We start from the raw sequence: 23,455 nt of genomic DNA on the forward strand, positions 1-23,455 counted from the left end.
TTTCCGAATTGCAGCCTAGGCGTTAGAATCGGTGCACCGATACCATCGCCTGGGAGGCAACGATGACCGGAAACGCCCGCAAGAAAGCCAGTGATTTTGATCCGCGTATCCTCGAGATATTCGACGGATATGTGCACGGCACGATGTCCAAGCGTGAGTTCATCTCAAAAGCCGGTAAATACACGGCTGCCGGAATGACAGGCGCAATGATCCTGGACCAGTTGCAACCCAATTACGCCTGGGCGCAACAGGTGGCCCCGGACGATCCCGCGATCCAAACCATGGTGGTCGCATATGACAGCCCGGATGGGCATAGCGAAACCAGCGGCCTGATGGCGATGCCGGCAAATGCCGAAGGTAAACTGCCTGCGGTGTTGGTCGTGCACGAGAACCGGGGTCTAAACCCTTATATCGAGGACGTTGTGCGCCGCGCGGCCAAGGCCGGTTTCCTGGCTTTTGGACCTGATGGGTTGTCGCCCCTTGGCGGCTATCCCGGTACTGATGAAGAAGGGCGCGAGATGCAGCGCTCGATGGACCGGGAAAAACTGATGGCGGATTTCTTCGCCGCCTTTGAATTCCTTCGTGATCATGAACTTTCGACAGGCAAAGTTGGTGCTGTCGGCTTCTGCTATGGCGGAGGTGTTTGCAACGCGTTGGCCGTAGCCTATCCGGACCTTGCTGCCTCGGTGCCATTCTACGGTCGGCAACCACCAGCCGAAGATGTTCCGTCCATCGAAGCACCTCTTATGATTCACTATGCCGGTCTGGACGAGCGTATCAACGCTGGATGGCCTGCATATTCAGAGGCGTTGAAAGCCAATCAAAAGAAATTCAGCGTGCACTTCTATCCGGACGTCAATCACGGTTTTCACAACGATACGACGCCCAGGTATGACGAAGCTGCGGCATATCTGGCATGGAGCCGGACCATCGCTTTTTTCAATGCCTACCTGACATGAAGTGAACTCCGGGAACCGTCGAACCGGTGCCCGGGGTTACTGTCATTCTTCCTCGTCGGCTTGGTCGGCGATCCAGGCGACGCTGACGACTTCTTCGCCCTTGCCGGTATTGAACACTTTCACGCCACCTGCGGAACGTGAGCGGAAAGAGATGCCATCGACCGGCACCCGGATAGATTGGCCTTTCGATGTGGCCAGCATGATCTGATCGTCGATCTCGACCGGGAATGATGCAACCAAATCCCCACCGCGCATCGCCTTGTCCATCGCGGCTACGCCCATGCCGCCACGTCCGCGCACGGGGTAGTCGTGGCTTGAACTCAACTTGCCTGCACCACCAGCGGTGATAGTGAGGATAAGGTTTTCGGCAGCCGACATCTCGGCGTATTTCTCCTGACTGAAATCGCTGCTTGCTGCGGCTTCCTCGTCTTCACCAGCGTCTTCTTCGGTAAGCCCCGCAACCGCACGCCGCATCTTGAGATAGGCCACACGATCTTCGGGTGTCGCCTCGAAATGACGGATCACGGACATCGAAACGACGCGGTCACCGTTGGTCAGCCTGATCCCCCGGACACCTGTGGATTCGCGCGAGTTGAAGACACGCACGTCAGTTGTCCGGAAGCGGATCGCGCGGCCGGAATTGGTGACCAGCATCACGTCTTCGTCTTCCGAACAGATGCGCGCATTCACCAGTTCAATGCCGTCGGGCAGCTTCATGGCAATCTTGCCGTTGCGCCGGACATTGGTGAAGTCCGACAACCGGTTACGACGCACGTCACCTGCGCTGGTGGCAAAGACGATCTGGAGGTTTTCCCATTCCTCGTCCGGTACATCCACGGGCATTATCGCGGCGATGGAAACGCCAGTTGGGATCGGAAGGATGTTGACGATGGCCTTACCTTTGCCGGTGCGTCCGGATTGGGGCAAGCGCCAGGTCTTGAGCTTGTAGACCATCCCGTCCGTCGTGAAGAACAGCAGCTGTGTATGGGTGTTCGCAACGAAGAGGTTGGTCACAACATCCTCTTCCTTGGTTTGCATCCCCGACAGGCCCTTGCCACCGCGTTTCTGGGCGCGGAAATCTGCCAGCGGTGTGCGTTTGATGTACCCGCCCGAAGTGACGGTCACGACCATGTCTTCACGCTCGATCAGGTCTTCGTCTTCCATGTCACCGGACCAGTCGACGATCTCAGTGCGGCGGTCGACCGCGAACTGTTCACGCACGCTGCGCAGCTCATCAGCGATGATGCCCATGATCCGTTCGCGTGAGGACAGAATATCAAGGTATTCCTTGATCTTGGCCGCCAGTTCTTCCAGCTCGTCCGTGACCTCTTTGACACCCAGTTGGGTCAGGCGTTGCAAGCGCAACTCCAGAATGGCACGGGCCTGAACCTCGGTCAGATTATAGGTGCCATCGTCATTCATCTTGGACAGAGGATCATCGATCAGGCGCAGATAACTTTCGATTTCTGAGGCAGGCCAACGGCGGGTCATCAGTTTTTCGCGGGCCTCGGCGGCGTCCGCCGACGACCGGATCGTTGCGACCACTTCATCGACATTGGACACGGCCACAGCCAGACCACACAGGATGTGGCTGCGTTCGCGCGCCTTGCGCAGGTCATAGGCCGTACGGCGGGCAACGACATCTTCACGGAAGTCGATGAACGAGGTCAGGAACCGGCGCAGGGTCAGCTGTTCGGGGCGGCCACCATTCAGCGCCAGCATATTGCAGCCAAAGGAGGTCTGCATCGGCGAAAAGCGGTAGAGCTGGTTCAGCACCACCTCGGGCGTCGCATCGCGCTTGAGCTCGACCACAACGCGCACGCCGTTGCGGTCGGATTCGTCCTGTACATGGGCCACGCCTTCGATCCGCTTCTCGCGAACCGCCTCGGCGATCTTTTCGATCATCGCGGCCTTGTTCACCTGATAGGGAATCTCGTCGACAACGATGGCATAGCGGTCCTTGCGAATTTCTTCCACCCGGGTCTTGGCGCGGATGATGACGCTGCCGCGGCCCTCCAGATAGGCCTTGCGCGCGCCGGAACGCCCAAGCATCACACCGCCGGTTGGAAAGTCGGGGCCGGGGACGTATTCGATCAACTGTTCTGATGTAAGGTCGGGATCGTCGATCAGCGCCAAAGTCGCATCGACTACTTCGCCAAGGTTGTGCGGCGGAATGTTTGTCGCCATCCCCACGGCGATACCTCCGGCACCATTGACCAGCATGTTCGGGAAACGGGCCGGCAGAACTGTCGGTTCCCGGTCCTTGCCGTCATAGTTGTCCTGAAAATCGACCGTTTCTTTTTCGATATCAGCCAACAGGGAAGCGGCGGGCTTGTCCATCCGCACTTCGGTATACCGCATAGCCGCCGGGTTATCGCCGTCCATCGAGCCAAAGTTGCCCTGACCATCCAGCAGCGGCAGAGACATCGAGAAATCCTGCGCCATCCGCACCAGTGCGTCATAGATCGCACTGTCACCATGCGGGTGGTACTTACCCATCACGTCGCCCACCGGGCGTGCCGATTTGCGGTACGCCTTATCGTGGGTATTCCCCGTCTCGTGCATTGCATAAAGGATACGCCGGTGCACCGGTTTCAGCCCGTCGCGCAAATCAGGGATCGCGCGGCTGACGATGACCGACATGGCATAGTCCAGATAGGACGTGCGCATTTCGGATTCGATGGAAACCGTCGGGCCGTCATAGACTGGGCGCTCGGGCGGGGTTTCATCCATGTTTTCAGGAATTTCTGGCGTATCGCTCACGTAAACTGCCCGTGTCTTGTTCTGGGTCTATATCTTGTGGGTGTATCTTATCAGACCCGGCACATAAGGTGCAAGCAAGCAGCGCCTTTACGGGGAAATTCCCCGGTAATACTCAAGTAACATATTGTTATATAAGTATTAGAAGGTTTTCGTGGTATCTTGAGCAGGCCTTGTATCAAACAGGAGGTCTGCATGAATCCAAGCGAAACCGAATTGATGCTCAAGGGGTACGGGCTGACGACGGCGGAGTTTTTCTATCATATGCCAGACTATATCCACGTCTTGAACACGTTCATCTGGCAGGATTACGACCTTGCGCCGGATCATCCGAAGTTGTTCAAATTCATCGACTTCTGGCAGCGCGAAATCGAAGGCCCGCTGCATTCCGTCAAATTCACCCATCGCAAAATGATCGCACCGGGTGAGTGGCGCAACATGGTAGGAGAGTTTCGTGTGAACTGAGCGAGGGACAGGCGCAGTTTCCGTTGGTGCATGCTCTTCAAACAATGAACCGAAGCGGTCGGCGCGTGTCTGATGATGCGTCTGAAATGAAATCAGGAACTTCCTGACCCAATCAGCCAGAACAACTGGCGCCGCCCAGCACGCAGAATTTGGCACAGTGGGGGTGGTTCAGGTGAACGTCAGCCTCGGATTCGGCCAGAGAATGACCCATCTCGAATTCCGGCTCGTAGGGCAGCAGGGTGCAGGCCAACACGGCAGGCCGGTCAGCGCCTTTCCGTTTCACCACCATGCGGGCGCTGGCACACATCAATGCATCGGGTGACTTACTCAGTATTCCCCAGCAAGCCGTTGTAATCTCGGGTACTTCGACAGTTTCGTCCATCTCGGGAAACAGGACGGTCTGTGCCGGGTTATGCGGGTCAATGTCAAAGCCATGATCTGAAAAGAATGCGGCGTAACCCGCGCGACTTTCCGTGTCAGACTCATCCCAAACGGTGCGTCCGGCGACAGCCATGTTAAAGCCGTGATCGCGCAGCCACTTCATACCCGTCAGGGTTTTTTCAAAGCTTCCTTTGCCGCGTTCAAGGTCGTGCAGTTCTGCCCGGTAATGATCTACGGAAACACGCAGGGTCATCTTGTCATTGAATGTCTTTTGCAATGCCAGCAGCCCGTCGCGCATCTTGCGGCGCATCATCGGGGCCATCGCGTTGGTCAGAATCAGCACTTCGTACCCACGCTCCAGCGCGTCGCGTGTCATGTCGATCATCTCGGGGTTCATGAAGGGCTCGCCGCCCGTAAAACCAATTTCACGCACCGGCCAATTGCGGGCTTTGATCTGATCAAGATAGTCACGAACCTCGTCCGCAGTGATATAAACCAGCGCGTCATTGGTCGGGCTGCTGGCGATATAGCAGTTGACGCATTCAATATTGCACAGCGTGCCGGTATTGAACCACAGCGTCTGAGGGTTGGTAAGGGAAACCTTTGCGCGGGTCTGGCCGTCGGCCGTTACCAGTTTACGCTGAAACTTGCCGACATTGGCAAGCTGAGGGGCGTTGTCTTTCATTCCCACATCCGGTTCGTTGAAGTTGTCGAACTGATCTAGCCCTTTGTCGCGGGTTTGGTAAGTCTGGCACAGGGGTTCTGACAGAGTTTTGAACAGCGAGATTTATTGAATTTTGGTTGCGCTAACATTGGACATGCTGGAAGTGTCAGGGTAAGGACAACTCATGGTTTCACGTGTCATCCCTGTTGATCCATTTGATCTGATCATTTTCGGCGGCACCGGTGATCTGGCGCAGCGCAAAATCCTGCCTGCGCTTTACCGTCGGTATTGTGCGGGTCAGTGGCACGAGGATGCCCGGATTATCGCAGCGGCGCGCGCCGGTCATTCGGCGGACGCCTTTCGTAAGATGGTTGCTGAGTCGCTGCAACGGCACGCTTCGGAACGCGCCCGGGATTCGCAAGCCCTGACCCGGTTCCTGCAACGGGTCGACTATGTATCGCTGGATGCCTTGACGTCGGAAGGTTGGGATGTACTGGGCGAAAAGCTCTCGCCGGACCGGGTTCGCGCTTTCTATTTCTCGGTCGGTCCCAGCCTGTTCGGGCCATTGGCCGAACGGGTTAGGGCGTATGATCTGGTGACAGAAGAAACCCGCATCGTGGTCGAAAAGCCGTTTGGACATGATTTGGCAAGCGCGCGGGACTTGAATGCCACGCTGGCCGCGCATTTTAATGAAAATCAGATCTACCGGATCGACCATTATCTAGGCAAAGAAACCGTCCAGAATCTGATGGCGGTCCGCTTTGGCAATATGCTGTTCGAACCGCTGTGGAACAGCCAGTATGTCGACCATATCCAGATAACGGTTGCGGAAACTGTCGGTATCGCGGGGCGCGAAGATTATTATGAGCGCGCGGGTGCGATGCGGGATATGGTGCAGAACCACCTGATGCAGCTGCTCTGCCTGATTGCGATGGAACCTCCGGCCAAGTTCGATCCTGACGCAGTTCGGGATGAAAAGCTCAAGGTGATCCGGGCGCTTAATCCTGTTGAACCGCATCACATCGTGCGGGGGCAGTTTGCGGCCGGATCGGACGGGCCGGGATACCGGGACTGCGTTGGCAACCTGCGATCAACCACCGAAAGCTATGTGGCGTTAAAGGCCCATATCAGCAATTGGCGTTGGGCAGGTACACCGTTCTACCTGCGCACCGGCAAGCGTCTGGTGGCGCGCTCGTCGGTGATCAACGTGATGTTCAAGGACGCGCCGCATTCGATTTTCGGGGAAGAAGCGGGGCGTCACGCCAACACGTTGTCGATCCGGTTGCAGCCGAATGAGGGGATCACGCTGAAGGTGACGATCAAGGAACCGGGGCAGGGCGGGATGCGTCTGATCGATGTTCCCTTGGACATGAGCTTTGCCGAAGCCCTCGGCCCCGAAAATCAGGACCCGCCAGATGCGTATGAACGACTGGTGATGGACGTGATCCGTGGAAACCAGACCCTGTTCATGCGCGGGGATGAGGTTGAGGCCGCCTGGGCCTGGACCGATCCGATCATCGCTGGATGGTTGGCGCGCGGGGACGTGCCGAAGCCTTATGACAGCGGCAGCACGGGGCCGGGCGACGCTGAACTGCTAATGAAACGTGATGGACGCCACTGGCAAGGGATAAAGCCATGAAAATTCAGGAATATGCTGATCGCGAAATGCTTGCCATCGACGTGGCCAACGTGTTGGCGGGCGATCTTGAGGCCGCATTGCTGCACCATGATACCGTTGCAATGGCCGTTCCTGGGGGAACAACTCCGGGCCCTGTTTTTGATAGCCTGTGTGCCGCTGATCTTGAATGGGATCGTGTGCGTGTGTTGCCAACGGATGAACGCTGTGTGCCAGCGGATCATGACCGCTCTAACGAGCGTTTGATCCGCGAAAGGTTGCTGACCAGCAGGGCCTCTGTGGCGCAATATATTCCGCTTTATGTCCCTGGTGCAGAACCTGAGGCAGCGTTGCCTGAAATCGAGTCGCTGATTGCGCCGGTATTGCCATTGTCGGTGCTGGTACTGGGAATGGGCGAAGACATGCACACGGCCTCATTGTTTCCGGGAATGGAAGGGCTGGACGAGGCATTGCGCAGTGATGCACCTACGTTGATCGTCGCCCGGACCGAAACGCAGCCAGAGGCGCGAATTTCCCTGACCGCTCCGGTCCTGGACGGGGCGCTGTCGAAACATCTGATCATCTATGGACAGGCAAAACGCGCCGTTCTTGAAAAAGCCATGTCGCTACCACCGGAAGAGGCACCGATCGCCGCAGTTCTTGGTGGCATGACCGTACACTGGGCGGAGTAAAGCAATGCATCTGGATGCTTTGAAAACACTGGCTCAGACGACAAGTGACCGTCGTATCCTTGACCTGTTTGCGGCAGATGCAAACCGGGCCGAAGTATTTTCAGCCTCAACCGGGGATGTGGTATTCGACTATTCAAAAACACAGATCGATGATGTGGTGCGATCCGCGCTCATTCAATTGTGTGCAGAGGCTGGTCTTGCGTCTCGGCGTGATGCGATGTTCGCGGGCGAGAAGATCAACGAGACCGAAGGGCGCGCGGTGTTGCACACGGCCTTGCGCAACCTTGATGGCGGGCCGGTTGAAGTGGACGGTCAGGACGTTATGCCCGAGGTTCTGGATACGCTGCAACGGATGCGCGTGTTCGCGGAAGAGGTGCGCGGCGGCGCTATCGCTGGGGCGGGGGGCAACTTTACCGATGTGGTCAATATCGGCATCGGCGGGTCAGACCTCGGCCCTGTCATGGCCACTTTGGCGCTGGCACCTTATCACGATGGACCACGGGTGCATTACGTCTCGAACGTGGATGGGGCGCATATCGCGGACACGTTGCGGCAGCTTGACCCGATGCGTACGCTGGTCATTGTCGCCTCAAAAACCTTCACCACAATCGAAACGATGACCAATGCGCGCACCGCCCGCGCGTGGATGTCCGAAGGCGGGGGCGATCCGTCGCGCCAGTTTGCCGCCGTTTCCAGCGCTTTGGACAAGACGAAAGCCTTCGGTATTCCCGAGGCGCATGTATTTGGTTTCTCCGATTGGGTCGGTGGGCGTTATTCGGTTTGGGGTCCGGTCGGCTTGCCGGTCATGATTGCAGTTGGTTCAAACGCATTTGACGCGTTTTTACGCGGTGGGCAGGCGATGGACCTGCATTTCCGCTCGGCTGACTGGGATGAAAACATGCCTGTGATGCTGGCATTGGTTGGCATCTGGCATCGTCAGGTTCTGGGGCATACCAGTCGTGCGGTGCTGCCTTATGACCAGCGGCTTTTGCGTCTGCCCGCATATTTCCAGCAGTTGGAAATGGAATCGAATGGCAAATCCGTGGCGATGGATGGGTCGTCCTTGACCATGCCTTCAGGACCTGTCGTCTGGGGTGAGCCGGGCACCAATGGACAACACGCGTTTTACCAGCTGATCCATCAGGGCACAGATGTCATTCCCTGCGAATTCATGGTTGCGGCCGAGGGGCATGAACCAGAACTGACCCATCACCACCGTCTGCTTTTGGCCAATTGTCTGGCGCAGTCTGAGGCCCTGATGCGTGGCCGTTCGTTCGAAGAAGCGCGCCAACGCATGACGCAGCAGGGGTATCAGGGTGGTGAACTGGACCGGCAGGCCCGGCACCGGGTTTTCCCCGGCAATCGTCCCTCGACAACATTGATTTACCCCAAACTCACACCGTTTGTGTTGGGTCAGATTATTGCGCTTTATGAACACCGGGTGTTTGTCGAAGGCGTGTTGCTGGGCATCAACTCTTTCGACCAGTGGGGGGTTGAGCTGGGCAAGGAACTGGCCAATTCGCTTGGCCCCATCGTGGATGGCGAAGAAAGCGCCGAGGGAAAGGATGGGTCGACCGCAGCATTGGTCGCCTACGCGCTGAAACACCGGGATTAGGCGACGGGAATGTAGTCCGCTACCGGTGTGGCTTGCATTCTCTTATTGTCAGACAATTAATTGATTGGCAGGGTTCCTTCTAGGAAACGGCTGGACTGACGTGACAGGGAACACCCCTGCCTGTCTGTGCCAGACGGAACAGGCAGGGGCCAGGCAAGGTCCCGCCCATGACGGGAGGATGTCCATGCTGGGACAGATGATGACGCAGCCTTTGCTGATTTCGTCGCTTATTGATCACGCACAGCGTTACCACGGTCAGACCGAGATCATCTCGGTCGAAACGGATGGATCAGTGACCGAAACCAATTGGTCCGAGATAGCCGTGAACGCCCGGCGTTTGGCGTCGGCCCTGACGCGGCTGGGTCTGGAGCCGCAGGACAGGGTCGGGACGCTGGCCTGGAACAATCGTCGCCATCTGGAGATCTATTATGCCACCTCGGGTGCAGGATATGTCTGTCACACAGTCAATCCGAGGCTTTTTCCTGAACAACTGACTTATATCATCAACCATGCTCAGGATCGGGTGTTGTTCTTTGATGCAACCTTCGTCCCGCTTGTTGCCACCTTGCACGGTGCGCTGACGGATGTTCGCCATTTTGTTCTGATGGGCCCCCGCAATGATGACGCTGCAGCAAAGATACCCGACCTGAAATTTTATGATGAGCTGATCGAAACCGGTGACGCGGCCTTTGATTGGCCTGAACTGGATGAAAACACCGCGTCAGGGCTGTGTTACACGTCGGGTACAACCGGCCATCCCAAGGGGGTTCTTTATTCCCACAGATCGACGGTCCTGCACAGTTTCGCGTCGAATACGCGCGACGTGATAGGCTTTTCGGCGATGGATGTCGTGATGCCCGTCGTTCCTATGTTCCACGTTAATGCATGGGGTTCGCCTTATGCCTGCGCCATGTCCGGATCGCGACTGGTTTTACCCGGCCCGGATTTGCATGGCGAGGCGCTGGTCAATCTGATCGACACCTATGGCGTGACGCTGGCCATGGGGGTGCCAACCATCTGGCAGGGACTGTTGGCGCATGCAGCCAAATGCGGGACGAGTTTGAAAAGCCTCGAACGGACCGTGATTGGAGGTGCCGCTTGCCCACCTTCGATGATGGAGACTTTCCGGAATAAATATGACGTCGATACGGTACATGCGTGGGGAATGAGCGAGATGAGCCCGCTTGGTACGGCCAACTACCCATTGGCCAAACATCTGGTGCTGCCGCTTGAAGAACAACACCTTATCCGTCTGAGTCAGGGCCGGCCACCGTTTGGGGTTGAACTGAAAATCGTGGATGATGACGGCAAAGATCTGCCACAAGACGGCGAAACGCAGGGCGATCTGATGGTGCGGGGGCATTGGGTACTGGACAGCTATTTCCTGATGCAGGATCAGGATCTGTTACAAGACGGTTGGTTCGCCACAGGCGATGTCGCAACGCTGGATACCGATGGTTACATGACCATTCGTGACCGATCCAAGGACATCATCAAGTCCGGAGGGGAGTGGATCAGCTCGGTCGAACTTGAAAACATCGCTGTTGCGCATCCGAAACTGGCAACTGCCGCCGTGGTCGGTGTTCCGCATCCGAAATGGGACGAACGCCCCTTGCTAGTTGCAGTAAGGGCCGACGGCGAGAATCCAAGCGAAAAGGAACTTCTGGCCTTTTTCGAAGGGAAAATTGCCAAATGGCAGATTCCGGACAAGGTTGTTTTTGTTGACGCGCTGCCGCTGAACGCAACCGGAAAGGTGCTGAAACGCAACCTGCGTGCGGATTTCAAGGATGCCCTTGGGGGATGAGACGCGATTTAGCGGGCTGAATTGGCTCCGGCGGTAGGGATCGAACCTACGACCAATTGATTAACAGTCAACTGCTCTACCGCTGAGCTACGCCGGAACGGTCCGCGCCGTATAGCAACCGGAGTATCCGGCGTCCAGAGGGCGGTTATTATTTTTTCAACGAAAAAGCCCCAGAATACCGATGTGGTTTCCGACCCTGACAAAAGATTGAATATTGGGAAATTTTGGCTCCGGCGGTAGGGATCGAACCTACGACCAATTGATTAACAGTCAACTGCTCTACCGCTGAGCTACGCCGGAACTGAGGGGCGTATAGCAACCCGGAATCCCGGCGTCCAGAGGTTAAGCACGCGAACTTTGAAAATTTTTCGCGGCTTCATAGATCTCTGCGAAAAACCGCCGTGGCAGATAGTTCGCCGAGCGGTGACACCTGTTTTTTTCCCGTCAGATCAACGAGGTGGGCAAAAACATTCCGCTCCGCAGCTGACAGCAGTGTCGCGGGTGTGTCGGTGTAGACACGTTCGGCCAGGTGCCGTGCCGATCCGTCTGCTTCCTCGAGCGCGGACAGAATCTGGGCTTCGCGGTTTTGCCTGTGTCGGATCAGCCAGTCCAATCGCGCAGCGGGGTCTGTAATCGGTGCACCGTGGCCCGCGTGAAAAACGGACCAGTCACGCGCGCGCAGGCGGTGGCAGGCCGTCATGAAATCAGTCAGGTCTCCGTCCGGTGGCGACACCAGCGAACTGGCCCATCCCATCACATGGTCGGCGGTGAAACAGGTATCCTGCCATGCCAGGGCAATGTGGTTTCCCAGATGCCCCGGAGTGTGAATAACCTCAAGCTGCCAGTCATCGCCAAAGATGACCTCACCATCCGCAACCTCGATATCCGGACGAAACGCTGTGTCGATGCCTTCGCCACCTCCGGCCAATCCACGCGCTGCAAGGGTCGCCATAACAGCGCTGCGACCGGATTCGGGACCACCAAACGCATAGATCGCAGCTCCCGTTCGCGCGGCAAGGGGTGCTGCCAAGGGTGAGTGATCCAGATGTGTGTGCGTGACGACTATGTGGCTGATTCTCTGGCCAGGTCGCAGTTCATTCAGGATCGCGTTCAAATGCTCTTCGCATGCGGGGCCGGGATCAATGACGGCAATGTCACGATCGCCCAGCAGATAGGTGTTGGTGCCGCGATAGGTCATCGGTGACGGGTTGGGGGCCAGAATGCGCCGAAGACCCGGTTGCAATTCTGTCGCAACACCAGCGGGCGGATTGAATTCGTCAGGTGCTTGCATTCTGTGCTCTTTCTCTTGTCCGGGCAGCCCGCTAGGTTTAGCGCATGTCCACGCACTGGCTCAAACCCTATATGCCACGCAGCCTTTACGCCCGGGCAGCATTGATTCTGGTTCTTCCTGTGATCGTGCTGCTTCTGGTCGTTGGAGTTGCTTTTCTTCAAAAGCATCTGGAAGATGTCACTGACCAGATGACGCGCGCAGCCTCAAGGGAAGTGATGCTGATCACCACCATGATGGAGGGGGCCGAGACGCAGCACCAGGCATTGGCCGAAGTGCGCCCGGATCTTCTGGCGCTGGAAATGCAGGCCAGATTTCTGCCCGCCAACGAAACTCCCAAAATTGACCGTCCACGGTGGTACGACTTCATAGCACCGCAGGTCGAGGCCGAGCTTCGTGCAAGGTTGCCAGAGCTGAGTGCTGTAGCGTTGCCAAGCAGCCGCGAAGCGCGTCTGTACCTGGATACACATCTGGGGGTGCTGGAACTGACCTTTGACCGGCGCAGATTGTCGCCAGCGGCGCCGCATCAGTTGATCGTGACGATGCTGTTTTTCGCGATCATAATGACCTCGATTTCATTTCTGTACATGCGAAACCAGTTGCGCCCTATCACACGGCTGGCCAATGCGGCGCAGGCGTTTGGACGAGGGCGGAGCGTACCATATTCACCGGGCGGTGCCATCGAAGTACGCGCGGCGGGGAATGCGTTTTTGGATATGCGGTCACGGATCGAACGTCAGATCGAACAACGGACGCTGATGTTGTCCGGCGTCAGTCATGACCTGCGCACGCCTCTGACGCGCCTGAAACTTGGACTGGCAATGTTACCTGAGGATGAGGCACGACCTTTGCTACAGGACGTGGCGGAAATGCAATCCTTGGTTGATGCATTCCTCGAATTTTCGCGCGGGGCGTCCGAAGGATCGCCCGAGGAAATCAACCCGGCGGAATTTGTTCGACAGATTGTGGATGACGCCAATCGGGCAGGGCATCGGGCCGAGTTGGTCACTGTCGAGGGTGAGGGAACGGCAATGCTGCGCCCTATGGCTGTTCGTCGGGCCGTTGAAAACCTGATCGGCAACGCCGTGCGCTACGGCAGCCGTGCTGAGGTCAGCCTGTCGCTGAACGCCAAGTCGATGCGCATCCGTGTCGAAGATGATGGCCCTGGAATTCCCGCAGAGCAGCGCACAGAGGCGGTCAAACCCTTTACGCGGCTCGACCCAGCGCGCAACCAGAATCAGGGCAGTGGCGTGGGTTTGGGGTTGGCGATCGTGGCGGACGTTGCGCGCGCCCATGGTGGAACTCTGAGACTGGCCAAAAGTGAACGCCTGGGCGGTTTGTGCGCGGATATTATTATTGGCCGGTAAACGCCTGGCACCTTTGCCGCTCCAAACCTGCGCCAATATGACGATGTTCTGAGCCGAGGCGCTGGATTTCTCGCGAGATGATTTCGGAGTTTTTAGTAAGACCTGTCATCCCACGGCGATTAAACCGAAAGCGAAAATCGATGAACTGAATAAATTCTTCTGATTTCCAAGCGTATGTGGACAGGGTACGCAAGACGTGACGAACGCCTGAGGTCATAAATACAAACAAAACCAGCAGGATGGGCGGTGTGTTCAAGGAACGTGGCGGTGATTTGGTAGGCCCGGAGGGACTCGAACCCCCAACCAAAGCGTTATGAGCGCTCTGCTCTAACCAATTGAGCTACAGGCCCGCCTAGGCGCATTGCGTATCACGGTGAACAGCCGCGTCAAGCCTGACCGTTGCAACAAACGCCACAATCGAATAACCCGCCCGCAAAGCATTCAAAAGGAACTGGCCATGACAGCGGGCAAGAACGGAATCACCTATGCCGATGCAGGCGTGGATATTGACGCGGGCAATGCTCTGGTTGACCGGATCAAGCCCGCAGCAAAGCGAACCAACCGCCCCGGTGTGATGAGCGGTCTGGGCGGTTTTGGCGCACTGTTCGACCTGAAAGCTGCTGGGTATCAGGATCCCATTCTGGTTGGTGCCACGGACGGGGTTGGTACAAAACTGCGAATTGCGATCGATACCGGCGTCGTGGATGGGGTTGGCATCGATCTGGTGGCCATGTGTGTCAATGACCTGCTCTGTCAGGGGGCCGAGCCCCTGTTTTTTCTCGACTATTTCGCGACAGGCAAGCTGGACACAGATACAGCCGCGCGGATCATTGAAGGAATTGCCGAAGGCTGTGCACAATCCGGTTGTGCTCTGATTGGTGGCGAAACTGCCGAGATGCCCGGCATGTACCCTGATGGCGATTTCGATCTGGCCGGATTCTCGGTCGGGGCAATGGAACGCGGTGCCGATCTGCCTTCGGGGGTGCAGGCGGGGGATGTGCTGCTTGGTCTGGCCTCGAACGGAGTGCATTCCAACGGGTACTCACTGGTACGTAAACTCGTCGAACTGTCTGGTCTGGGCTGGGATGCACCGTGCCCCTTTGGTGAAGGTTCGTTGGGCGAGGCGCTGCTTACACCGACGCGCCTTTACGTCAAACCGGCCCTGTCCGCGATCCGCGAAGGTGGCGTTCACGCACTGGCCCATATCACCGGTGGCGGTCTGACCGAGAACCTGCCGCGCGTATTGCCGGAAGGGTTGGGGGCCCAGATTGATCTGGACAGCTGGCAATTGCCGTCTGTATTCAGCTGGATGGCGCAGATTGGCGGTATTGCGGAAGCCGAGATGCTCAAGACCTTCAACTGTGGCATCGGTCTGATCATGGTGTGCGATCCTGATAAGGCCGATCAGCTTTCGACCTTGCTGGCCGAGGCTGGCGAGACCGTGTCGCGGATCGGTACGGTCACCGAAACGCCCGGAGTTGCCTATTCAGGCAAACTGCTGTGAACCACAAGCGCGTCGCGATCCTGATTTCTGGGGGCGGGTCCAACATGGTGTCGCTTGTCGACAGCATGACCGGTGATCACCCGGCGCGGCCCTGTTTGGTCCTGTCCAACGATGCGCAGGCGGGTGGGCTGAAAAAAGCTGCGGACCGTGGCATTCCGACCGCAGTGGTCGATCACCGGCCATTCAAGGGCAATCGCGCAGCCTTTGAGGCTGAGTTGCTAAAGCCTTTGGAAGACGCGCGGCCGGATATTGTCTGTCTGGCCGGGTTCATGCGGGTCCTGACCGCGGATTTCGTAACGCGCTTTCAGGGGCGAATGCTGAACATCCACCCCTCATTGCTGCCCAAATACAAGGGGTTACATACCCACGCCCGCGCAATTGAAGCGGGTGATGCGAAACATGGCTGCTCGGTCCATGAGGTGACGGCGGCGCTGGATGATGGCCCAATTCTGGGTCAGGCACGGGTGGATATCGAACCAGCGGATACCTCGGAAACTCTGGCTTCAAAAGTTCTGATCCGGGAACATGAACTTTATCCAGCGGTGCTGCGCCGCTTTGCCGAAGGCAACAGGTCACCCGTTCTCATGCAGTGAGGTTCCGAGGGTGATTTACACTCGCCTGAAAATCGTCCTATGGTCGTCGGTATCGCTTGGGGGCGAGGGAAATTACGGGCACTCACAAGAGCAAGAGCAAAACTAGTACGGCGCATGAAAACTCTGACGACGACGCAAGAACTGGCTGATTTCTGCAAGGCGGCCGCAAGCTATCCATATATCACAGTCGATACCGAGTTTCTGCGCGAGCGGACCTATTATTCGAAACTGTGCCTCGTGCAACTGGCGCTTCCCTCTGATGATGAAGACAGCGCGGTTCTGGTTGATCCGCTGGTTGATGGCCTGTCTCTCGAACCGCTGTATGAGCTTTTCCGAAACGAGAACGTGGTCAAGGTGTTCCACGCCGCGCGTCAGGATCTTGAGATTTTCTGGGTCGAGGCCGGTGTGTTCCCCAACCCGTTGTTCGATACGCAGGTTGCTGCGATGGTCTGCGGGTTTGGCGAGCAAGTCGGCTATGAGACACTGGTGCGGAAAATCTGCAAACAGGGCGTCGACAAGACGTCGCGGTTTACCGATTGGTCCCGTCGTCCTTTGACGGAGGCGCAGAAAACATATGCATTGGCGGATGTGACGCATCTTCGCAAGATCTACGAATATCTTGCTGCGGAACTCAAAAAGACGATGCGCAGCCACTGGGTGGCTGAAGAGCTGCGTACGCTGACGCAGCCTGCCACGTATGACATTCGCCCCGAAGAGGCGTGGAAGCGGGTCAAAACGCGAACGAATTCGGCCAAGTTCCTGGCTGTTGTACGCGAGCTGGCGCAGTTCCGTGAAAGGTATGCGCAGGAAAATAACGTACCGCGCAACCGGGTCTTCAAGGATGACGCCTTGATCGAACTGGCGTCGACCAAGCCCAAGACAATCGCCGATCTCGGTGGATCGCGCCTTTTGTTGCGCGAGGCACGCAAAGGTCCGATTGCCGAAGGTATTCTTGCTGCGGTGACGAAGGGCACAAATTGTCCGCAGGAAAGCCTGCCGAAGATCGACAATTCCCGTGACAACCTGAAGGTCAACCCGGCTTTGGCCGACTTGCTTCGGGTTCTGCTGAAATCCAAAACCGAAAGTTCGGGCGTTGCGGCCAAGCTGATCGCAACAAGTTCCGAGTTGGACCAGATTGCCGCGGGCGAGCGAGAATTGCCCGCGATGTCAGGTTGGCGTTACGAAGTCTTTGGTGAAGACGCGTTGAAACTGTGCGAGGGGAAAATCGCGCTGGCGGCCAAAGGGCAGGCGGTCAAGGTCGTCTCACTTTAACGGCGATTACCGCCGCCGCGATTCCAAGGTGTTCTGTTGCCCGACGACGCGGATCAGGCGAATGCCTTCAAGATCCTGAGTCGAGACATTTATTGCATCCGACACCATTCTTGTGCGTTCAGATCCTTGTGGGGTCTCTGAGTTGGGGTAGTTCACGCGAAATACAAATTCCAGAATCCCCTTTTCTTTGTTTTCTTCTGAATTAACCGAAACCAAGCGTGCGTTATAGGCACCCTGCCGAAGCGCGGTGCCAGAGGAATAAATGATCGCGCCTGACGGTATTGGCTCGATCCGCAGCTCATCGATTTTGGCGATTGGAACACTGGTGTCTTCGGCATCTGGGCGCGAAAACAGGCCGCTTCCCTCTCTTGCCTTGGGAACCAGCGCATCGGCGGCATTTGGGTCCGGCGGTGTTTCAGACTTCACAGACTTGCTGGAGCCAAACCAGTTTGACGGATTCACCCGCGAGTCGCGCCAGCTGCCGCAGGCAGTCAGGGTCAGCATGGCGATGATAAGAACGGACAGAGACTTTTGCATGGACCCACTGCTTTTCACACGAATTCAGACAATGGGTTAGCGTATATTCTTCGCGTTGAAAAGCCACAGCTGGGGCTGGACAGCAGGTGGTCGTCGGCATAGGTCACATTGTGATTTCAACGAAAGGATCACTGCGCCATGGCCACGCCTGCCTTTGAAGACATTGTCGAGGATTTCGAGTTTCTCGAAGACTGGGAAGACCGGTATCGCCATGTCATCGAACAGGGCAAGGCGATGGAGCCTTTGGATGACGCGTTGAAAGTTCCGGCGACAAAGGTTCACGGCTGCGCCAGTCAGGTCTGGCTGCACCCGATGATCGAAGCAGGCGTGTTCAAGTTTGATGGCGACAGTGATGCACTGATCGTTCGCGGGCTGATCGCCGTGCTTCGGTCCCTATACAACGGGCTGCCGGTGTCCGAGGTGCCTCAGGTCGATGCGGCAGCGGAACTGGCTCGATTGGGCTTGAACGATCATCTGTCAGCGCAGCGGTCCAATGGTCTGCGGGCCATGATTGAACGCATCCGCCAGGTCGCGCAGGAAAACGCCTGAGGTCACTCAGGGCGGTTTGCCCAGTCTGACAAAGTGGTTTCCAGATCACCGTAGCCGGTGAAACGCCGTTCGAACGCCAATCCCATGCGGTCCGCGCATTTCCGTGCGCGTTCGGTCAGTTTCGGATCGTCGATCTGGGCCTGATAAATCAGTTTGGTGTAATTGCCGAAATACATGTCCCGCAGTTCCGGGTGGCGATCCAGGCCCAGTGGTTTCCAGACAAATGCGTCGAACTGGCGGGCCAGAAAGTCAGTCAGGTAGAAGGCAGTTGTTTCGTCCTCGCCGCGTTCTTGAAAGGCCTGATTGCCTTCGAAGAACGAATAGCAATGAGGGCCTTTTACCATCTCGACGCCCAGTTTTTCGCAGGCGGATTGCAGCAGACCTCCGGTTCCGCAATCAGCGTAAACCACATAGATTTTTTCGAACCTGTCGCGGTGTTTGGCCACGGTGTCTTCAACTGCCTGCGTGATTCGTTCCGGATGAACATGCAGGATTGCAGGCAGGCAGGTCAGAGCCATGTGATCCCAGCCGTTGCGCGTTTTGATATCCAGAATTTCGCGCGCAAGTGCCCCGCAGGCGATCAGCAGGATGCCTGCGTTTTCCACGCCGTCATAGCCTTTGGTCGTCAGGCTTGCATCATCTGGTAACGTATCGCTTGGCATGGATCGGTATCCTTATGGGCTCATGGCACAAGAGAATGAAAACAGCTTGCAGGCAAGCCTTCTTCCGACATCTCGTGTCAGGCTGCCGACGTTCGTGTTTCGAATGCCGATAACAGAGGCCGAGCGGGTGGGCCGTAGGCGACAGTACCTTGCTTTGATATCTCGGGGAACAAGGACAGGATCTCTTGTTGGGCTGACTGTTCAAGGGCGTTCCAGCTTTGGGCGCCGGGATGAAAGCTCTCGCTCAGGCAGCCTTCCGACCAGAGCAGCTCATGCTGATCAAACAGAATGTGAATGTAGGTTACGACCCCGCCGGGTTTGAGGATGATGTCATGTCCGTTGATCAGGTGTTTGGCGGGGGCCAGTGCTTCGTTTTGGCCGGTATGCAGTTCCAGGCGCCAGCTCTGGATCAGCATCCTGTGTTGCTGCGACACCAGCAGATCGCGGGTGTTCCCAAGCGCGCCTGCCTTGAACAGGACCGGCGCGAACACGCCAACCGCCTGAACCCGCCGCTGCCCGACCCAGCGCACCGTTTGAAACCCGTGATCAAGGGTTTCCACCCAGTCGCCGGGGCGCAGCGTTTCCACTGGGCGTTCCCCTTTGCGGGTTCTGATCAGCGTGCCAGAGGTAAAGCAGGGGACCAGATCCCAGTCTTCACGGCTGGACACCATGCCTGAATATCGATTGCCAGCAAGGCTGTTGAAGGTGATCGAATGTATAGGCCCCGCTTCCAGAGCGGCTTGATCTGCATTGGCCGAGAACTCAGGCACCAAATATGTGTTGCCATCCACATCCTGCGCGACAACGGCAGTAATGTTTGCACTTGTGCCGTCGAAATAAGTGACGGTGGCGTGGTACACTGATGTGCCATCAAAGGTTTGCGGCGCGCCGCCGTCGATCGAAAACCGATCATTGGCAGACATGTTGTTCATGTCATAGGCAGAGCCGGAGTTTCCAACCACGTTCCACGTCACGCTGTTATGCGCCAACGGCGCGTCCGCGTGACCGAAGGTTTGCCCAACCAGGGCAGAGGCGTTTTCGGCGACATTGTTGCCCTCGGCGATATCGATATCGGCAAGTTTGCCCAACGAAATGGCTGTGAAAGACTGTGGCACGGAACCCCCGAAACTTGGACGTTTCGGTTTTTAACCGCACTTTCGTTTACAAACGGATAAACGATACACCTCATGAAGGGGCGGAGCGCTAAAACGAAAAAGACCGCCCGAAACGGGCGGCCTTTTAAGAAAAACCTTAAAGGTCTTAGCCAGCCAGTTGGTTGTGCTTGCGGCCCACGAAATCCTTGGCGGTTTCCACTGCGACAGCTGCATCACGGCAGTATGCGTCTGCACCGATGGCTTTGCCGAACTCTTCGTTCAGCGGCGCGCCACCGACCAGAACAATGTAATCGTCGCGCACGCCCTGTTCGACCAGAGTGTCGATAACGACTTTCATGTAAGGCATCGTGGTGGTCAGCAGGGCGGACATGCCCAGAATGTCGGGTTGTTCTGTTTCCAGTGCTTCCAGGTAATTCTCGACCGGGTTGTTGATTCCCAGATCGACAACCTCGAATCCTGCACCTTCCATCATCATCGACACAAGGTTCTTGCCGATATCGTGGATGTCACCCTTCACGGTGCCGATGACCATCTTGCCAACACGCGGAGCACCGGTTTCGGCCAGCAGCGGCTTGAGTATCGACATGCCGCCTTTCATCGCGTTGGCTGCCAGCAGAACCTCGGGAACGAACAGAATGCCGTCGCGGAAGTCATGGCCCACAATGGTCATGCCGCCAACCAGAGCTTTGGTCAGGATGTCATACGGCGTCCATCCGCGTTCCAGCAGGATATTGGTGCCTTCTTCGATCTCTTCTTTCAATCCGTCATAGAGATCGTCGAACATCTGATCGACCAGTTCGTCATCATTCAGTTCGGACAGGACGATATCTTCTTCGTCGGACATGGGGTATTCCCTGTGCTGGGCGGGCCATCGGCCCGTGGTGGCATTTTTTCCGTTTTGGCCAAAACGTCGCATTCTGACTGTGACGATTGCGACGTTGGTCGTTTCGGGACCGACCTATATGCCAAAAATGGCACCGGCTCGATTGAAAAGTCTGCAATATTATCCTGTTTATTTTTCATCAATGCTTCCCGGTTTCTTCGCGGTGCTGGCTTGCACAGGATTCGTTTCAGGCTTATCGTGAGATAGGAACAAAAAGGGAACATATGTGCCGTGAGCATCGGGCATATCATCAAAGCAAGGGGGGTGACGTCCAATACGACCGGGCGGTTTGAACGGTTTGCAACGCAGGCTGTTGATGACGGGTGGGACATCGATGAAGACTTGCCGCCCTTGCGAACCGAGACGCGGGATGAGGTGGCGCGCAGTGCTATCACCTATAACCGTTCACCTGATTTGCCTTTTGATCGTTCGATCAACCCATATCGGGGGTGTGAGCATGGCTGTGTCTATTGTTTCGCCAGACCAAGCCATGCCTATCTGGGCTTGTCCGCAGGACTGGATTTCGAAACCCGCCTTATTGCGCGCCCCAACATGAGCATCGTTCTGCGCAAGGAACTGTCGGCAAAGTCCTACAAGGTCGCCACGCTCGCGATCGGGACAAACACTGACCCTTACCAGCCCATCGAAAAAAACCGCCTGATTACAAGGTCGTGCCTTGAGGTCTTGCAAGAATTCAACCACCCGGTCGCAATCGTGACCAAAGGAACATTGATCGAGCGTGATCTGGATATTCTGGCTGACATGGCCAGCCGGGGATTGGCGCGGGTTGGTATATCGCTCACCACGCTGGATGCAGGTCTGTCCCGGCGGATGGAGCCTCGCGCACCGTCTCCGGCGCGTCGGTTGCAGACGATCAGAGCGTTGACCGATGCGGGCGTTCCGGTTCGCGTGATGACCTCGCCTATTGTGCCTGGGCTGACAGATCATGAGTTGGAGAGCCTGTTGGACGCTGGAAAAGAGGCGGGCGCAGATGCGGCAAGCTGGATCATGTTGCGATTGCCCCGCGAAGTCTCTCATCTTTGGCAGGACTGGCTGGCAGAGCACGAACCCGCCCGTGCAGAAAAGGTCATGTCCAAGCTGCGTGAAATGCATGGCGGGCGCGACTATGATCCGCGCTGGGGGCACAGGATGCGGGGTGAGGGGGAATACGCCGAGCTCATCGCCCTGAGGTTTGCTAAAACCTGCAAAAGACTGGGGCTTTCGATCAAATCCGCTCCGTTAAGATGCGGCCTGTTTGCAGTTCCGCCGCAACCCGGGGATCAAATGAGCTTGTTCTGAAACCAAATGCCGAACCGTCCGCTGCTTCAGTAACGAAAGCAAAAGACCCCGGTTTAACCGGGGCCTTCTGGATTGATTGCGAACCCTAATGGCTCAGCGGTTTTCGATGTCCACGTAGTCGCGCAGTGTCTCACCCAGATACAGCTGACGCGGACGGCCGATTTTGTTCTGTGGATCTTCAATCATCTCTTTCCACTGGCTAACCCAGCCAACGGTCCGTGAAAGTGCGAAGATTGGTGTGAACATTGAGGTCGGGAAACCCATCGCCTCGAGGATGATACCCGAATAGAAGTCAACGTTCGGGAACAGCTTTTTGTCGGCGAAATACGGGTCTTCCAGCGCTTCGCGTTCCAGCTCTTTAGCGACCTGCAGTTTCGGGTTGTCTTCAATGCCCAGAAGATCCAGAACCTCGTCGGCCGACTGCTTCATCACCTTGGCCCGTGGGTCAAAGTTTTTGTACACGCGGTGGCCAAAGCCCATCAGGCGGAACGGGTCGTTCTTGTCTTTGGCGCGGGCGATGAATTCGGGAATGCGATCAACGGTACCGATCTCTTCCAACATCTCCAGACATGCCTGGTTGGCGCCACCATGGGACGGTCCCCACAAGCAAGCAATGCCGGCGGCGATGCATGCAAACGGATTTGCGCCCGATGACGATGCCAAACGCACGGTAGACGTTGACGCATTTTGCTCGTGGTCCGCGTGAAGCGTGAAGATACGGTCCATCGCGCGGCTGAGGATCGGGTTGACCTCATATTCTTCGGCGGGAACGCTGAAACACATGCGCAGGAAGTTCGACGCATAGTCCAAGTCATTGCGCGGATACACGAAGGGCTGCCCTGTGTGGTATTTGAAAGCCCATGCTGCGATTGTCGGCATTTTGGCGATCAGGCGATGCGAGGCGACCTCGCGCTGGTGCGGGTCCGCGATATCGGTCGAATCGTGATAGAAGGCCGACATCGCACCGACAACACCGACCATGATGGCCATCGGGTGCGCGTCGCGGCGGAAACCACGGTAGAAATACTGCATCTGCTCATGCAGCATGGTGTGGCGGGTGATTGTGGTTTCGAATTTCTCCAGATCTTTTGCGACCGGCAACTCTCCGTAGAGCAGAAGGTAGCAGACCTCAAGAAAGTGCGATTTTTCGGCCAGTTGGTCGATTGGATAGCCGCGGTGCAGCAACTCGCCTTTTTCACCATCGATAAAGGTTATGGTGCTGTCGCAGCTTGCTGTCGAAGTGAAACCGGGGTCATAGGTGAATACACCTGCCTGACCGTAAAGCTTTCGAATATCAATGACATCCGGACCGGCGGTCGGGGAATGAACCGGCAACTCATACTCTTTGCCGTGAACGGTCAGAGTGGCTGTCTTGTTGCTGTCAGTCATGGGTATCCCTTCTTCATTCATGCGCACGCCAAAGGAACCTCG

20 protein-coding genes and 3 tRNA genes are annotated in these 23,455 nt (G+C 56.8%); 12 read left to right on the plus strand and 11 right to left on the minus strand.

Features of this window, described 5'->3' with window-relative positions:
* The first annotated feature begins 62 nt into the window (after positions 1 to 62).
* Positions 63 to 959: a YghX family hydrolase gene (gene yghX / locus ACR0EK_RS01810; RefSeq protein WP_480537976.1), complete on the plus strand. Its 897-nt coding sequence runs from the start codon at positions 63 to 65 to the stop codon at positions 957 to 959.
* A gap of 42 nt (positions 960 to 1,001) precedes the next feature.
* Here yghX and gyrA read toward each other — a convergent pair whose 3' ends face one another.
* Positions 1,002 to 3,722: a DNA gyrase subunit A gene (gene gyrA / locus ACR0EK_RS01815; protein ID WP_480564555.1), complete on the minus strand. Its 2,721-nt coding sequence runs from the start codon at positions 3,720 to 3,722 to the stop codon at positions 1,002 to 1,004.
* Between the two features lie 192 nt (positions 3,723 to 3,914).
* Between gyrA and ACR0EK_RS01820 the strand changes: the two genes are divergently transcribed.
* Positions 3,915 to 4,184, plus strand: a complete 270-nt coding sequence (locus tag ACR0EK_RS01820) for an usg protein (protein WP_267366492.1) — start codon at positions 3,915 to 3,917, stop codon at positions 4,182 to 4,184.
* Between the two features lie 112 nt (positions 4,185 to 4,296).
* On the opposite strand, the gene ACR0EK_RS01825 is transcribed toward ACR0EK_RS01820, so the two are convergent.
* Entirely contained in the window at positions 4,297 to 5,250 is a 954-nt protein-coding gene (locus tag ACR0EK_RS01825) for a radical SAM protein (protein WP_480480738.1), read from the minus strand.
* A 163-nt stretch (positions 5,251 to 5,413) separates the two neighbouring features.
* Here ACR0EK_RS01825 and zwf point away from each other — a divergent pair, with 163 nt between their 5' ends.
* The 4 genes from zwf to ACR0EK_RS01845 all read left to right on the plus strand — a co-directional run bounded on the left by zwf (position 5,414) and on the right by ACR0EK_RS01845 (position 10,955).
* Positions 5,414 to 6,868 (plus strand): glucose-6-phosphate dehydrogenase, encoded by a 1,455-nt coding sequence (gene zwf / locus ACR0EK_RS01830; protein ID WP_480564558.1) that lies wholly within the window; start codon positions 5,414 to 5,416, stop codon positions 6,866 to 6,868.
* The gene (gene pgl, locus ACR0EK_RS01835) at positions 6,865 to 7,536 is read left to right on the plus strand and encodes a 6-phosphogluconolactonase (protein ID WP_480564561.1); all 672 of its coding nucleotides are present in this window, start codon (positions 6,865 to 6,867) and stop codon (positions 7,534 to 7,536) included. The genes zwf and pgl overlap by 4 nt, the downstream gene beginning before the upstream one ends.
* Before the next feature lie 4 nt (positions 7,537 to 7,540).
* A complete protein-coding gene (gene pgi, locus ACR0EK_RS01840; protein WP_480564564.1) occupies positions 7,541 to 9,151 on the plus strand; it encodes a glucose-6-phosphate isomerase in 1,611 nt (536 codons plus the stop codon).
* Positions 9,152 to 9,335: 184 nt separating this feature from the next.
* Positions 9,336 to 10,955, plus strand: coding sequence for a long-chain-fatty-acid--CoA ligase (locus ACR0EK_RS01845; protein WP_480564567.1), 1,620 nt, complete (start codon positions 9,336 to 9,338; stop codon positions 10,953 to 10,955).
* Between the two features lie 22 nt (positions 10,956 to 10,977).
* Here ACR0EK_RS01845 and ACR0EK_RS01850 read toward each other — a convergent pair.
* From ACR0EK_RS01850 to ACR0EK_RS01860, 3 genes are all read right to left on the minus strand, one after another.
* Positions 10,978 to 11,052, minus strand: a tRNA-Asn gene (locus ACR0EK_RS01850).
* A gap of 128 nt (positions 11,053 to 11,180) precedes the next feature.
* Positions 11,181 to 11,255: transfer RNA gene (locus tag ACR0EK_RS01855), tRNA-Asn, on the minus strand.
* A gap of 76 nt (positions 11,256 to 11,331) precedes the next feature.
* A complete protein-coding gene (locus tag ACR0EK_RS01860) occupies positions 11,332 to 12,246 on the minus strand; it encodes an MBL fold metallo-hydrolase (RefSeq protein ID WP_480564570.1) in 915 nt (304 codons plus the stop codon).
* Between the two features lie 44 nt (positions 12,247 to 12,290).
* On the opposite strand from ACR0EK_RS01860, the gene ACR0EK_RS01865 reads away from it, so the two are divergent.
* Positions 12,291 to 13,610 carry an ATP-binding protein gene (locus ACR0EK_RS01865; RefSeq protein ID WP_480480750.1) on the plus strand — a complete coding sequence of 440 codons (1,320 nt, stop codon included), beginning with the start codon at positions 12,291 to 12,293 and terminating at the stop codon, positions 13,608 to 13,610.
* A gap of 273 nt (positions 13,611 to 13,883) precedes the next feature.
* On the opposite strand, the gene ACR0EK_RS01870 is transcribed toward ACR0EK_RS01865, so the two are convergent.
* Positions 13,884 to 13,960, minus strand: a tRNA-Ile gene (locus tag ACR0EK_RS01870).
* A 107-nt stretch (positions 13,961 to 14,067) separates the two neighbouring features.
* Between ACR0EK_RS01870 and purM the strand changes: the two genes are divergently transcribed.
* The 3 genes from purM (at position 14,068) to rnd (ending at position 16,979) form a co-directional block, all read left to right on the plus strand.
* Positions 14,068 to 15,114 carry a phosphoribosylformylglycinamidine cyclo-ligase gene (purM, locus tag ACR0EK_RS01875; RefSeq protein ID WP_480564573.1) on the plus strand — a complete coding sequence of 349 codons (1,047 nt, stop codon included), beginning with the start codon at positions 14,068 to 14,070 and terminating at the stop codon, positions 15,112 to 15,114.
* A complete protein-coding gene (purN, locus tag ACR0EK_RS01880; protein WP_480564576.1) occupies positions 15,111 to 15,707 on the plus strand; it encodes a phosphoribosylglycinamide formyltransferase in 597 nt (198 codons plus the stop codon). The genes purM and purN overlap by 4 nt, the downstream gene beginning before the upstream one ends.
* A gap of 114 nt (positions 15,708 to 15,821) precedes the next feature.
* Complete coding sequence (gene rnd / locus ACR0EK_RS01885) at positions 15,822 to 16,979, plus strand: ribonuclease D (RefSeq protein WP_480564579.1); 1,158 nt, start codon at positions 15,822 to 15,824, stop codon at positions 16,977 to 16,979.
* Between the two features lie 6 nt (positions 16,980 to 16,985).
* Here rnd and ACR0EK_RS01890 read toward each other — a convergent pair whose 3' ends face one another.
* The gene (locus ACR0EK_RS01890; protein ID WP_480564582.1) at positions 16,986 to 17,516 is read right to left on the minus strand and encodes a hypothetical protein; all 531 of its coding nucleotides are present in this window, start codon (positions 17,514 to 17,516) and stop codon (positions 16,986 to 16,988) included.
* Positions 17,517 to 17,654: 138 nt separating this feature from the next.
* On the opposite strand from ACR0EK_RS01890, the gene ACR0EK_RS01895 reads away from it, so the two are divergent.
* On the plus strand, positions 17,655 to 18,065 hold the full coding sequence (locus ACR0EK_RS01895; protein ID WP_267367543.1) for a SufE family protein: 411 nt from the start codon (positions 17,655 to 17,657) through the stop codon (positions 18,063 to 18,065).
* A gap of 2 nt (positions 18,066 to 18,067) precedes the next feature.
* Here ACR0EK_RS01895 and ACR0EK_RS01900 read toward each other — a convergent pair whose 3' ends face one another.
* The 3 genes from ACR0EK_RS01900 to ACR0EK_RS01910 form a co-directional block, all read right to left on the minus strand.
* The gene (locus tag ACR0EK_RS01900) at positions 18,068 to 18,727 is read right to left on the minus strand and encodes a DUF1638 domain-containing protein (RefSeq protein WP_480517173.1); all 660 of its coding nucleotides are present in this window, start codon (positions 18,725 to 18,727) and stop codon (positions 18,068 to 18,070) included.
* Between the two features lie 77 nt (positions 18,728 to 18,804).
* The gene (locus tag ACR0EK_RS01905; protein ID WP_480564585.1) at positions 18,805 to 19,842 is read right to left on the minus strand and encodes a Hint domain-containing protein; all 1,038 of its coding nucleotides are present in this window, start codon (positions 19,840 to 19,842) and stop codon (positions 18,805 to 18,807) included.
* Between the two features lie 145 nt (positions 19,843 to 19,987).
* Positions 19,988 to 20,686 (minus strand): corrinoid protein, encoded by a 699-nt coding sequence (locus ACR0EK_RS01910; protein WP_209503809.1) that lies wholly within the window; start codon positions 20,684 to 20,686, stop codon positions 19,988 to 19,990.
* 270 nt (positions 20,687 to 20,956) lie between these two features.
* Between ACR0EK_RS01910 and ACR0EK_RS01915 the strand changes: the two genes are divergently transcribed.
* Entirely contained in the window at positions 20,957 to 22,024 is a 1,068-nt protein-coding gene (locus ACR0EK_RS01915) for a PA0069 family radical SAM protein (RefSeq protein WP_480493089.1), read from the plus strand.
* 93 nt (positions 22,025 to 22,117) lie between these two features.
* On the opposite strand, the gene gltA is transcribed toward ACR0EK_RS01915, so the two are convergent.
* Positions 22,118 to 23,413: a citrate synthase gene (gene gltA / locus ACR0EK_RS01920; RefSeq protein ID WP_480485519.1), complete on the minus strand. Its 1,296-nt coding sequence runs from the start codon at positions 23,411 to 23,413 to the stop codon at positions 22,118 to 22,120.
* Between the last annotated feature and the right edge of the window lie 42 nt (positions 23,414 to 23,455).

It is taken from the genome of Ruegeria sp. AE4 (genome assembly GCF_056542185.1).